Annotated in this window: 12 protein-coding genes; 8 read left to right on the top strand and 4 right to left on the bottom strand. The window is 67.8% G+C overall.

The features are described from left to right. The 4 genes from FFS09_RS23910 to FFS09_RS23895 all read right to left on the bottom strand — a co-directional run. The coding region (locus FFS09_RS23910) for an aconitase X swivel domain-containing protein (protein WP_137921447.1) at positions 1-412 on the bottom strand (412 nt) is incomplete at its 3' end. After that, positions 409-1644, bottom strand: coding sequence for an aconitase X catalytic domain-containing protein (locus tag FFS09_RS23905; protein WP_137921446.1), 1236 nt, complete (start codon positions 1642-1644; stop codon positions 409-411). The genes FFS09_RS23905 and FFS09_RS23910, both read right to left, overlap by 4 nt. A 5-nt stretch (positions 1645-1649) precedes the next feature. Continuing rightward, entirely contained in the window at positions 1650-2111 is a 462-nt protein-coding gene (locus tag FFS09_RS23900) for a MarR family winged helix-turn-helix transcriptional regulator (RefSeq protein ID WP_137921445.1), read from the bottom strand. Then, positions 2111-3046, bottom strand: coding sequence for a carbon-nitrogen hydrolase family protein (locus tag FFS09_RS23895; protein ID WP_171020159.1), 936 nt, complete (start codon positions 3044-3046; stop codon positions 2111-2113). Before FFS09_RS23895 ends, FFS09_RS23900 begins: the two co-directional genes overlap by 1 nt. A 372-nt stretch (positions 3047-3418) precedes the next feature. On the opposite strand from FFS09_RS23895, the gene mraZ reads away from it, so the two are divergent. Genes mraZ through murD form a run of 8 tightly spaced genes read left to right on the top strand, consistent with a single transcriptional unit; the run spans position 3419 to position 12794 of the window. Then, positions 3419-3835: a division/cell wall cluster transcriptional repressor MraZ gene (gene mraZ, locus FFS09_RS23890; RefSeq protein WP_137921450.1), complete on the top strand. Its 417-nt coding sequence runs from the start codon at positions 3419-3421 to the stop codon at positions 3833-3835. Between the two features lie 5 nt (positions 3836-3840). Then, positions 3841-4767: a 16S rRNA (cytosine(1402)-N(4))-methyltransferase RsmH gene (gene rsmH / locus FFS09_RS23885; RefSeq protein ID WP_137921443.1), complete on the top strand. Its 927-nt coding sequence runs from the start codon at positions 3841-3843 to the stop codon at positions 4765-4767. Then, positions 4764-5063: a cell division protein FtsL gene (ftsL, locus tag FFS09_RS23880; RefSeq protein WP_137921442.1), complete on the top strand. Its 300-nt coding sequence runs from the start codon at positions 4764-4766 to the stop codon at positions 5061-5063. The genes rsmH and ftsL overlap by 4 nt, the downstream gene beginning before the upstream one ends. A 2-nt stretch (positions 5064-5065) precedes the next feature. Beyond that, on the top strand, positions 5066-6808 hold the full coding sequence (locus FFS09_RS23875) for a peptidoglycan D,D-transpeptidase FtsI family protein (RefSeq protein ID WP_137921441.1): 1743 nt from the start codon (positions 5066-5068) through the stop codon (positions 6806-6808). After that, a complete protein-coding gene (locus FFS09_RS23870) occupies positions 6808-8340 on the top strand; it encodes a UDP-N-acetylmuramoyl-L-alanyl-D-glutamate--2,6-diaminopimelate ligase (RefSeq protein WP_137921440.1) in 1533 nt (510 codons plus the stop codon). The genes FFS09_RS23875 and FFS09_RS23870 overlap by 1 nt, the downstream gene beginning before the upstream one ends. Next, complete coding sequence (locus FFS09_RS23865) at positions 8337-9758, top strand: UDP-N-acetylmuramoyl-tripeptide--D-alanyl-D-alanine ligase (protein WP_137921439.1); 1422 nt, start codon at positions 8337-8339, stop codon at positions 9756-9758. Before FFS09_RS23870 ends, FFS09_RS23865 begins: the two co-directional genes overlap by 4 nt. Beyond that, a complete protein-coding gene (mraY, locus tag FFS09_RS23860) occupies positions 9748-10926 on the top strand; it encodes a phospho-N-acetylmuramoyl-pentapeptide-transferase (protein WP_137921438.1) in 1179 nt (392 codons plus the stop codon). The genes FFS09_RS23865 and mraY overlap by 11 nt, the downstream gene beginning before the upstream one ends. Continuing rightward, positions 10923-12794: a UDP-N-acetylmuramoyl-L-alanine--D-glutamate ligase gene (murD, locus tag FFS09_RS23855; RefSeq protein WP_137921437.1), complete on the top strand. Its 1872-nt coding sequence runs from the start codon at positions 10923-10925 to the stop codon at positions 12792-12794. The genes mraY and murD overlap by 4 nt, the downstream gene beginning before the upstream one ends. The last annotated feature ends 42 nt before the right edge of the window (positions 12795-12836 follow it).

Genomic DNA, 12836 nt, shown 5'->3' with positions numbered 1-12836 from the left:
GAGCGGGGTGGAGAACCTGCAGCCTGCCGGCCGCGGGATTCAGCCGGATGCGGTCACCGCTGCGCAGCGCCATCACCGGGTCTTGATCAAGGCGGTCCATGAACGGGATGCCCGCGAGCACCGCGCCCTGCACCACCACCGGGTTGGCGCGGCGGCACACCAGGCCGAGCGGGGCGAGCCCGCGCTCGAACAGGTCCAGCAAGGCCCAGGAGGTGGCGATGCCACCCTTGGGTGTGGTGAACACATAGATTTTTCCGGCGAGGGATTCGCCGTGGTGGTCGTGGTCCGGCCGCGAGAACGTGCCGTTCACGCGGTCCAGGTCGTAGCGCGCGTTGAAGCCGTGCGTGGAGACGATGGCAATGCCTTCCACCACAGGGCCGAAGCCCATGGGGCCTTGCAGCAGCAAGCTCATGGCAGCCTCCCGCGAACCGCGGCCTCGACACACGCCTCGACGCTGGCCAGGCCCACGTCGTAGCCGGCGCCACCGAGGATGTTCATGAGCTTGGCCGAGGGTGTCAGCAGCGTCTTCGCGCCCAGCGTCTGGCGCACCAGCACCGGCGCCATGACATAGAAGCAGGTGCCCGTGATCAGCTCGCCGCCGGCGTCCTGCAGTTGTTTCAGAAAGCCCAGGCGCGTCAGCTCGGACTCCACCTGCGCGTTCACCGTCATGATCAGGCGCGTGCCTTGCGCCACGCGTTGGCCATCGAGCAGCCGCACGACTTGCACGGCCTCTTGCAACGAGAGTTGCGGGGCGCTGAAGACGACCAGATCCACTTGGGAGAAGTCGGCGCGCGAGCCCACCCGCAGATCCGACCGCGTGACGCGGCGGACCTCGGCGGGCACTTGGCCGCCGCAGGCTTCGTCGAGCGTGGAGGCCTCGGGGGTCGCGCCAACCACATGGAACATGGCCACCGAACCAAAACTCGCGACGGCCGCGGCGAAATGCTTCAGGTCGTCGATGCTGGCCGTGCTGCCTTCGGCGACGATGGCCGGCACGGTCCAGTAGTCGGCGATCTCCGACCCCACCAGGGCGCCGAGCGCGGACCAGTCCGCCGTGCCCACCAGTGGGGTGTCGACCTCGAACACACGCGTCGCGATGCGGTGCTCGGGCAGATGAAAACCGTATTCGGGCACCACGCCTGTCAGCGCGGCCGCGATGGAGGCCGGACCCGCCTCGTAGTTGGAGCGCGCGCCGACGACACCATTGGCGAAGGTCACGGCACCCGTGTCGCCCCAGGCCACATGCTGGCGAAAGCGCGGCGGTGAGACGGTCTGGTAGTTGATGCAGGTCGACGTGTCCATGCAGCCCATGGCGCGCAGGGCGGTGTGCAGGCGCGACTCGGCGTCGACCTGGCTGCGGGGCACGCCGTAGGCACACGAACGCTGAAAGTCGACGCTGCATGCGGCCGTCACCGTGGGCACCCGCACGAACGCACCGCCGTGGACCAGCGACTCGACGACGCGCAAGCCGGCCTCGCCCATGGTGCCGATCTCGGCGCCCACCTGTGCCGATGCCACCGGCACAAAACGGGCCGCGCCGAACAGCTCGCCCACCTGGATCTGCTGCTCGATCGCCCAGCGCAGCGGCTCGCCGAGCGCGCCTTGGCGCATGGCCTGCTGTTCGTCGTTGAGTAGCATGGCCATGGTGCTCAGTCCATGCCTTCTGCTGTTTTTTGCAAGCGGTCCAGCAGCGATTCCAGCATGCGCATTTCCGAAGCAGAGAAAGCCGATTCCAGTTTCTGCTGCCGTTGGCGCGAGACACCCGAACCCTTCAGGTGCAATGCCCTCCCGCTGTCGCTCAACGCCAACTGGAACTGCCGCTTGTCTTGTGGGTCCGGGGTCTTGATGACGAGGCCGTCCTTCTCCAGCTGGGCGAGCGTGCGGCTGATCCAGCCCTTGTCGATGTCGAGCGTGCGCACCAACGCATTGAAGGAAATGTGCGGGCGGCTGCCGATGATGGAAACAACGCGCCACTCCGCCACCGAGATGCCGGCTTCGCGGGGCAGCGACCGGTTGGCCGATCGGCTGAGCGTGCTCGCGAGCAGGATCACGCGGTACGTCAGGTTTTTGGTGACGTCAACGCCCTTGGTGTTGTCCTGCAGGGGTGGCATTACGCGTTTCCTTTCCGGCTCAGAGGGCCGTCCAGCCAGACCAGGTCCGCGCGCGCGGAATGCCCGGCGAGGTCGAATGCTTGTCGGGCGCGTGTGACGGCGGCGGGCGAGATTTCCGCGAACAGGATGCCCTCGGCGTCCGGCGGCAACGGTTGGCACAGGGGATCGCCCGTGGGACTGAAGATCTGCGCATGGCCGCCGCCGACCTGCAAGCGGGCGGCTTGTGCCGGTGTCTCGCACACAAGATCGCGCATCTGCTGCGTGACCGGCGCGCAAGGCGCGAGCACATAACAACCGCCTTCGACCGCGTAGGTGCGGCTGATCGCGAGGAAGGTCTCTGGACTGGACATGTTGGGTATCCCCGCGAGCGAGAAGCTCGGCCATGCGGCCACGTGGATCGTCTCGCCTTGCAGGTGCATGGCGTGCTTGAGCAAGGGGTGCCGGTGTTCGGCACACGCCAGCGCACCCACGCGGCCGAGGTCCGTGTCCACCACCGGCAGGTCGTGCTCGCCGCCTTCGGCGAACACCCGTTGTTCGAGCGGGCCCGGCTTGACCTTGCGCCGTTTCAGCAGTGTGACGCCGCGCGGGTCCACCAGCCATTGCGCGATGTAGAGCTGGTCCCCCTCGTGCTCGGCCATGCCCACCACGACGTGGATGCGGTGCGCGGCTGCGGCCTGCGCGATGGTGCGCGCGGCGGGGCTGTCGTGGGTGAACGCCTGCGCCAGGTAGCGCTGTACCAGTGCCGGCCGTGGCTGGTCGTCCAGCCAGATCCACCACGGATAACCCGGCAACCACACCTCGGGAAAAGCGAGCAGGCGCGCCCCGTCTTGGGCGGCTTGCGCAATCAGGGCCACGGCCTTGTCCACGGACGCGGCGAGGTCCAGGTATTGCGGCGCTGCCTGCACGACGCCGACGGTGTAGCGTTGCTCGTTCATAGGGGTTATTTGTTGTCTTGGCAACGATAGTAGAGACAAGTCAACTTCGATGCCATCGATTCCTTTTCTGTTGCATATCGATGTCATGCATGAAATCGGCGCGCAGGCCGTGCACAGCCGCCTGTCGCGCTGTCACCTGATTTTTCATACAGCCCTGACTGCAGCAGGGTTTTCAAGCATCACTTTCAGAGCCTGTTGTAAGTGCTTGCTTTTACTGCACTTTTATTGGGCATTTGGCTTCTAAATGTTTCCTAAGTGGTTGATTTCATTACATAAATCTGCACTCAGGCAAGTTGCGAGCAGTGGTTTTCCTGATACAGTGGAAAAAAGTGCAATTAAGTGGTGAAAAGTGTCTTTTAAGGATTGACCGCAGTGTTCCAGGGCGCGTCTTCTCTCAGTCTCGATGCAAAGGGTCGGCTCTCCATGCCGACCCGGCACCGTGACGCCCTGGGCGCGGCACTCACGATCACCAAACACCCGCACGGTTGCCTGATGGTATTTCCCCGCAGTGCGTGGGAGCAATTCCGTGAACGCATCGTCAACCTGCCGATGTCCGCCCAGTGGTGGAAGCGCATTTTTCTGGGCAACGCGATGGACGTGGACATGGACGGCTCGGGCCGCGTGCTGGTCTCGCCCGAGTTGCGCGCGGGCGCCGGCATCAGCAAGGACGTCGTGCTGCTCGGCATGGGCGCCCACTTCGAACTGTGGGACGCGCAGGTGTATGCCGCGCAGGAAGCCGAGGCCATGAAGGCCGACATGCCCGATGTCTTCAAGGACTTTTCTTTCTAAGGCCGATGGTGCAAGGCGCATGGACCCATCAAACCGTCCTGTTGAACGAGGCTGTGCAGGCCTTGGACATCAACCCGGACGGGCACTACGTCGACGCCACCTTCGGGCGCGGCGGGCATTCGCGCCGGATCCTCGAGCAGCTGTCCCTCAAGGGGCGGCTGACCGTCTTCGACAAAGACCCGCTGGCGGTGCAGTCTGCGCAGGAACTGGCGGCCCTCGACGGCCGCTTGTCCATTCGGCACGAGGGCTTCAGCCACCTGGGAGAACTGGGGGCCGCGAGCGCGGATGGGCTGCTGATGGATCTGGGCGTGAGCTCCCCGCAGATCGACGACCCCGAACGGGGTTTTTCTTTTCGCAACGACGGTCCCCTGGACATGCGCATGGACACCACGCGCGGCCAGAGCGTGGCGCAATGGCTGGAGACGGCCGAAGTCTCAACCCTGGCGGAGGTCATTCGTGACTATGGCGAAGAACGGTTTGCTCAATCGATTGCAAAGGCGATTGATCGTCGCCGACAGGAACGGGGCCATTTTCGAACCACCGCCGAGCTGGCCGAAGTCGTGGCTGGCGCGGTCAAAACCCGCGAGCCGGGCAAGGACCCTGCAACGCGCACATTTCAGGCTTTTCGGATTTTCATCAACGCCGAGCTTGAAGAGCTGCAACAAGCGCTAGAGGCCAGTCTGAACGTGTTGCGCCCGGGAGGAAAACTGGTGGTGATCAGCTTCCATTCGCTCGAAGACCGCATGGTCAAACAGTTCATGGCGCGCCACTCGCGCGCCGTGGTGGACCGCCGCGTGCCGTTTGCCGAGCCGACACCCATGGCCCTGGTGGGCATGAAGCGTGTGATGCCCTCGGACGAAGAAGTGAGGGGCAACCCGCGCTCGCGCAGCGCCGTCATGCGCGTGGCCGAGCGCACGGAGGCGCCGGCATGATCCGTCTCAACCTCGTGCTGTTGCTGGCCGTGATCGCGAGCGCGTTCTACCTCGTGCACACGCAATACGAGTCGCGCCGCCTCTACACCGCGCTGGACCGCTCGCAGGCGCAGTCGCGCAAGCTCGAGTCCGAACACGAACAACTGCAGGTGCAAAAGCGCGCGCAGGCCACGCCGGCGCGCGTGCAGCAACTCGCCGCGCGCCAATTGCAGATGCGACCGGTCACGCCGGGCATCACGCAGTACGTCACCGTGTTCGAGCCGAAGCCGGCCACCCCCACCGAGACGGAGCGCTGAACATGGCACGCAGCAGCCGCAGCATCAACTACTCCGCCAGCCCCTTGCTCGCCAGCCGCACCCCGGTGTGGCGCAGCAAGTTCATCGTGGCCGCGCTCGCCGTGGCGTTCGCCGGCCTGGCGGGCCGCGCTGCCTACGTGCAGGTGTTCGGCAACGACTTCTTCCAGCGCCAGGGCGAGGTGCGGTTCGCGCGCACGCTGGAGCTGCCGGCCAACCGCGGCCGCGTGCTCGACCGCAACGGCCTCATCCTCGCCTCCAGCGTGGTGGCGCAAAGCATCTGGGCCATTCCCGAGGACGTGGACCGCTCGGACCCCAAGCTGCGCCAGCTCGCCAAGCTGCTCGAGATGCCGCTGGCCGACCTGCGCAAGCGCCTGGGCGACGACGACAAGACCTTCGTGTGGGTCAAGCGCCAGGTGGACGAGCCGGTGGCCAAGGAGATCGCCGCGCTTGGCATCAAGGGCATTTACCAGCGCCGCGAATACAAGCGCCAATACCCCGAAGGCGAGGCCGCCGCGCACGTGGTGGGCTTCACCAACGTGGAAGACATCGGCCAGGAGGGTGTGGAGCTCGCGTTCAACCAGAAGCTCGCCGGCAAGTCCGGTTCGCGCCGCGTGATAAAGGACCGCCTGGGCCGCGTGGTCGAAGACGTGCGCGACGTCGTGCCGCCGGTGGATGGTCCCGACATTCAGTTGTCGATCGACAGCAAGGTGCAGTACTTCGCGTACCAGAAGCTCAAGGACGCGGTGATGCAGCACAAGGCGCGTGCGGGCAGCGTGATCGTGGTCGACACCGTCACGGGCGAAGTGCTCGCGCTGGCCAACTACCCGAGCTACAACCCGAACCGGCGCGTGAACCTCACCGGCGAGCAGCTGCGCAACCGCGTGCTCACCGACAGCTTCGAACCCGGCTCGACCATGAAGCCCTTCATCGTCACCCTGGCGCTGGACAAGGGGCTGGTCACGCCCAGCACGCCGATCCACACCGCGCCGGGTCGCATCACGATCAGTGGCTCGACCATCAGCGATTCGCACGCCTACGACGTGCTCACCGTGTCGCAGGTGATCCAGAAGTCGAGCAACGTGGGCACGGTCAAGATGGCCATGCAGATGAGCCCGCGCGAGATGTGGGAAATCTACGCACAGGCTGGCTTCGGCCAGAAGCCGCAGGTGCCGTTCCCGGGCGCCGTCACGGGCCGCTTGCGCCCGTACAAGACCTGGCGCCCGATCGAGCAGGCCACCATGAGCTACGGCTACGGCCTGTCGGCCTCGCTGTTCCAGATCTCGCAGGCCTACACCATCTTCGCCCACGATGGCGAGCTGATCCCGCTGACGCTGCAGAAGACCGACGAGCCCGCGCAGGGCGTGCGTGTGTTCAGCGCGAAGAACACCATTGCCGTGCGCCAGATGCTCGGCCTGGCCGCTGGCCCGGGCGGCACCGGCTCGCGCGCGCAGACCATGGGCTATTCCGTGGGCGGCAAGAGCGGCACCGCGCACAAGCAGGAAGGCAAGGGCTACGCCAGCAACAAGTACCGCAGCTGGTTCGTGGGCCTGGCGCCGCTGGAGTCCCCGCGCATCGTGGTCGCGGTGATGATCGACGAGCCCAGCAACGGCCAGTACTTCGGTGGCCTGGTCGCCGCGCCCGTGTTCAGCGAAACCGTGCAGCAGACGCTGCGCATTCTGGGCGTGCAGCCCGACATCAATGTGAAGCCTCAGATCGTCACCGAAGTGGTGGAGGAATCCTTCTGATGCGAGTCATGGACACGCCCCAAGCCGTGGCCGACTGGCTGCGCGAGCGCGCGGTCGGCGAGCTGCACTGCGACAGCCGCCGCGTGCGAGCGGGCGACGGTTTCGTGGCCTGGCCAGGGGCGGCCACCGACGGGCGCCGCTTCGTGGCCAGCGCACTGGACGCCGGCGCCGTCGCGGCGCTGGTGGAGCGCGAAGGCGTGGAGCCCTATGCGTTCGACGACGAGCGCGTGGTCGCGGTGCCAGGCCTGAAGAACGCGGCCGGCGCGATCGCCAGTGCCTTCCACGGCGCGCCGAGCGCCGAACTCGACATGGTGGCCATCACCGGCACCAACGGCAAGACCTCCACCGCGTGGTGGATCGCGCAACTGCTCTCCGTGTGCCAGAAGCCCTGCGCGGTGGTCGGCACGCTGGGCATGGGCCGCCCGCCCGTGCCTGGCAGCGAAAGCCTGGCGCTGGTGCCCACGGGCCTCACCACGCCCGACCCGGTGATGCTGCAGACCGAACTGCGCCGCTTCGTGGACGCCGGCTTGAAGGCCTGCGCCATCGAAGCCTCGTCGATCGGCCTGGTCGAAGGCCGGCTCAACGCCACGCAGTTGCGCGTGGCGGTGTTCACCAATTTCACGCAGGACCACCTCGACTTCCACGGCAGCATGGAAGCCTATTGGGCCGCGAAGGCCGCGCTGTTCGACTGGCCGGGCCTGGCGAGCGCGGTGGTCAACATCGACGACGTGCGCGGCGTCGGCCTGGCCGCCACGCTGGCCGCGCGCGGGCTCGGCCTGTGGACCGTGGGCATCGATTCGGCCAAGGCGCGCCTGTTCGCGCAGGACCTCGTCTTCACCGACAGCGGCATGGCTTTCCAGGTGGGCGAGCGCGACGCGCAGGGTCGCGTGGTCGGCAGCCATGCGCTGAGCCTGCCGATGGTGGGCCGCTACAACGTGTCCAACCTGCTCTGCGTGCTGGCCTCGGCGCGCGCGCTTGGCGTGCCGCTGGCCGACGCGGTCACGGCCTGCGCCGCGCTCACACCGGTGCCCGGTCGCATGGAACATGCCGCTGCGGGCACGCCCGGCCAGCCGCTGGTGCTGGTGGATTACGCGCACACCTCCGACGCACTCGAAAAAGCCCTGCAGGCCCTGCAACCGCTGGCGCACAAGCGCGGCGGTGCGCTCTGGGTCGTGGTGGGGTGCGGCGGCGACCGCGATGCCCGCAAGCGCCCGATGATGGCCGCCGCCGCCGAGCGCGAAGCGAATCGCACGGTGTTCACCAGCGACAACCCGCGCAGCGAAGACCCGATGCTGATCCTGCGCCAGATGCTGGCCGGCCTGACCTCACCCGACGCGGCCGTGGTCGAACCCGACCGCGCGCGCGCCATTGCCCTGGCCGTGTCCCGCGCCAATGCGCGCGACGTGGTGCTGATCGCCGGCAAAGGCCACGAGGACTACCAGGATGCGCTGGGGGTGAAGAAACCGTTCTCCGATCTGCAGCAGGCGCGTCAGGCGCTCGCACGGCGCAACGGCAATGGAGTGGGCGCATGAAGACCCTCGGCCAACTCCTGTCGCAACTGCCCGGCGCCCGCTTGGTGGGCCAGCCCGACCTGCCTTTCACCCGCGTGCACACCGACACCCGCAGCCTGCAGCCGGGCGACCTGTTCGTCGCGCTCAAGGGCGAGCGCTTCGATGCGCACGACTTCCTGCCGCAGGCGCAAGGGCAGGGCGCGCTCGCCGCCATCGCCCACCACGGCCTGGCCGGCGCCGGCCTGCCGGGCGTGGAAGTGCCCGACACGCGCCGCGCGCTGGGCGAGCTCTCGCGGTTGTGGCGCAGCCAGTTCGACCTGCCGCTGATTGCTGTCACCGGCAGCAACGGCAAGACCACGGTCACGCAGATGGTCGCGTCCATCCTGCGCGCTGCCGCCGGCGAGGCTGCGCACGCCACGCAAGGCAACTTCAACAACGACATCGGCGTGCCGCTCACGCTGCTGCGCCTGAACGCCACGCACCGGCTCTCGGTGGTCGAGCTGGGCATGAACCACCCGGGCGAAATCGCCGAGCTCGCCGCGCTGGCCCTGCCCACCGTGGCGCTGGTGAACAACGCCCAGCGCGAGCACCTCGAATTCATGGCCACTGTCGAAGCCGTGGCGCGCGAGAACGGTGCGGTCATCCGGGCCCTGGGCGCGAACGGCACGGCCGTGTTCCCGTCCGACGACACCTACACGCCGCTGTGGCGCGAATTCGCCGGCGCACGCCGCGTGCTGACCTTCAGCGACAGCGACGCAGGCGCCGACGTGAAGGCCGTCAAGACCGACTGGGTCGACGGCGCCTGGGTGCTCGGCTTCACCTCGCCCGCGGGCGACGCCACCGTGCACCTGCACATCGCCGGGCGCCACAACGTGCGCAACGCGTTGGCCGCCACCGCATGCGTGCTCGCCGCCGGTGTGCCGCTGGAAGCGGTCGTGCGCGGCCTCAATGCGTTCGAGCCGGTCGGCGGCCGCTCGCGCGCCCTGGCCCTGCGCGTCGAGGAGCGCAAGCTCACGCTGATCGACGACACCTACAACGCCAATCCCGATTCCGTGCGCGCGGCCATCGACGTGCTCGCCGAACTGCCCGCGCCGCGCCTGCTGGTGCTGGGCGACATGGGCGAAGTCGGCGAGCAGGGCCTGGCCTTCCACGAAGAAGTGCTGCGCCACGCGCTGGCGCGCGGCATCGAAGCGGTGCACGTGAGCGGCGACTGGATGCGCCAGGCCAGCGCACCGCTCCCGAAGGTCGTGCACTGGGCCGAGGTGCCCGCGCTCGCCGGTGCCGTCTGCGCCCTGGTGCGCGACGACCGACCCATCTTCAAAAGCGTGCTCGTCAAGGGCTCGCGTTTCATGCGCATGGAGCGCGTGGTGCAGGCCTTGCAGGCGCTGGACCCCGCGCACGCCGCCCCCCACAAGAAGGACAACGCCCATGCTGCTTAGCCTGGCCCTCTGGCTGCAAGGCCTCTCACCCGATTTTGGCTTCCTGCGGGTGTTCCAGTACCTCACCTTCCGTGCGGTGATGGCGGCCATGACCGCGCTGCTCGTGGGTCTGGTCGCGGGGCCGTATTTCATCCGCCGCCTGGGCGCGCTCAAGATCGGCCAGCCGATCCGCGAGTACGCCATGCAGACCCACCTGAGCAAGGGCGGCACGCCCACCATGGGCGGCGTGTTGATCCTGTTCGCGATCGCGCTGTCCACGCTGCTGTGGTTCGACCTGTCCAACCGCTTCGTCTGGATCGTGCTGCTGGTCACGCTGGGTTGTGGCGCGATCGGTTGGGTGGACGACTGGCGCAAGGTCGTCAAGAAGGACCCCGAGGGCATGCGCTCGCGCGAGAAGTACTTCTGGCAATCGGTGATCGGCCTTGTCGCCGCGTTCTACCTGGTGTTTGCCGTGTCCGGCACGAGCAACGAGCGCGTGTTCGAGTTGTTCGTGGCCTGGGTCCGCTCGGGCTTCACGCTCGACATGCCGCCGCAGGCCGGCCTGCTCGTGCCCTTCTTCAAGGAAATCAGCTACCCGCTGGGCGTGGCCGGCTTCGTGGTCATGACCTACCTCGTCATCGTGGGCGCCAGCAACGCGGTCAACCTCACCGACGGCCTGGACGGTCTGGCGATCATGCCGGTGGTCATGGTGGGCTCGGCGTTGGGCGTGTTCGCCTATGTCACCGGCAACGTGGTGTTCGCGAAGTACCTGCTGCTGCCGCACATCCCTGGCGCGGGCGAGCTGATGATCTTCTGCGCCGCCATGGCCGGCGCGGGCCTGGCCTTCTTGTGGTTCAACACCCACCCGGCGCAGGTCTTCATGGGCGACGTGGGCGCGCTCGCGCTCGGCGGCGCGCTGGGCACCATCGCCGTCATCGTGCGCCAGGAAATCGTGCTCGCCATCATGGGCGGCATCTTCGTGGTCGAGGCGCTCTCGGTCATGTTGCAGGTGGGCTGGTTCAAGTACACCAAGCGCCGCTACGGCACGGGCCGACGCCTGTTCCAGATGGCGCCGCTGCACCACCACTTCGAGAAAAAAGGCTGGAAGGAGACGCAGGTCGTCGTGCGCTTCTGGATCATCACCATGCTGTTGTGCCTCGTGGGGCTGTCCACGCTCAAGCTCAGATGAACGACCAGTCCGTCCTCATCCTCGGCCTGGGCGCCTCCGGCCTGGCCATGGCGCGCTGGTGCGTGCGCCAGGGTGCGCGCGTGACCGTGGCCGACACGCGCGAGGCGCCGCCGCAGTGGGCGGTGCTGCGCGCCGAATGCCCCGACGCCTTGTTCGTGGCCGGGCCGTTCGACGGTGCATTGATGGCGCGTGCCGAGTGGAACCTGATCGCGCGCAGCCCGGGCCTCGCGCCCGAGCTGCTGCAAGGCGTGTTCGCCTGGGCGCAGGAACACGGCGTGGCCGTGGTCGGTGAACTGGACCTGTTCGCCCGTGCCTTGCGCGAACTCGCGCAGCGCGAGCGCCTGCTGTACCGCCCGAAGGTGCTGGCCATCACGGGCACCAACGGCAAGACCACCGTGACCTCGCTCACCGGCCTGTTGTTGCAGCGCGCCGGTGTGAACGTGGCCGTCGCCGGCAACATCGGCCCGAACCTGCTCGACGTGTTGTCCGCGGCCCTGGACCACGAAGCCGTGGCGCAAAAGGCCGACGACGAACGCGCCGCCGCCGAAGCGCAGGAGAAGGCCGAGGCCGAGCAGGCGGAGGCTGCGGCCCAAGCCGCGGTTGTCGCGGTCGCAGAGGCCCAGGCGGAGGCCGAAGCCGAAGCCGAAGCCGAAGCCGAAGCGGCACCCGAGCCTGATGCACAAGCCAGCTTGCTCGACGAGGACGCCGAAGACAGCGCAGCCGCCGTGGACGCGGCCGACGAAGCCGCACCCGCCCCGAGCGAAGACGACGAAGGCGCGACCCAGCTCGTGCCTCCACCCGTGGCGCCACCGCAACCGGCACACCTGCCAACAGCGTGGGTGCTCGAACTCTCCAGCTTCCAGCTCGACCGCACCCTGGGTGGCGACTGGAACGCCGTGCCCACGGCCGCGACCGTGCTCAACCTCTCCGAAGACCACCTCGACTGGCACGGCGGCATGGCCGCCTACGCGCAGGCCAAGGCCGCGGTGTTCGGCGCGCAGGCGCTCATGCTGCTCAACCGCGACGATCCGCAGGTCATGGCGATGAAGCCCGGCCTGGTCACGGTGAAGGTGGGCAACCGCAACCGCCAGCAAAGCGCACGTCCCTGGGCCACGTTCGGCCTGGACGCGCCCACGCGGGCGGGCGACTGGGGCATCGAATCCGTCAACGGCATGACCTGGCTGGTGCGCGCCGTCGCGCTGGACGAAACGCGCAAACGCGGCCGTGGCGTGGAGGAAGACGAAGAGGTCTACTTCCAGCGCCTCATGCCGGTGGAAGCGTTGCGCATCCGGGGCCGGCACAACGCGGCCAACGCCCTGGCCGCCCTGGCACTCGCCAGTTCCACCGGCGCCGCGCTGGGCCCCATGCTGCATGGCCTGCGCGAGTACCGCGGTGAGCCGCACCGCGTCGAACTGGTGGGCATCGTCGACGAGGTCGAGTACTTCGACGACAGCAAAGGCACCAACGTCGGCGCAACGCTCGCGGCGGTGAATGGCCTCGGCGTCGATCGCCGCTTGGTCGTGATCCTGGGTGGTGATGGCAAGGGCCAGGACTTTTCGCCGCTGGCCGATCCCCTGGCGCGTTTCGCGCGTGCCGTGGTCACCATCGGCCGCGATGCGGGCCGCATCCGTGAAGCTGTGTCCAGCGCACTGGGGCAGGCGTCCGTGCCACTGCTGGACGCGGCCACCTTGCCCGACGCCGTCGCGCTGGCCTCGCAGCAGGCGCACGCGGGCGACGCGGTGTTGATGTCGCCCGCCTGCGCGAGCCTGGACATGTTCGACAACTACGAACACCGCGCCCGCGTCTTCGTGGCGGCCGTGAACGAACTGGCGGCCGAACAGGGCAACGGCCTGGAGGGAAGTCTGTGAAAAAGACCGCCGCCGCCCAGCGCAACAGTGCACCCTGGGGCC

The sequence above is a fragment of the Hydrogenophaga sp. 2FB genome (genome assembly GCF_005503365.1).
GTDB lineage: Bacteria > Pseudomonadota > Gammaproteobacteria > Burkholderiales > Burkholderiaceae_C > Hydrogenophaga.
The sequence above is the reverse complement of the archived record's forward strand: the minus strand, read 5'-3'. Positions and strand labels throughout refer to the sequence as shown.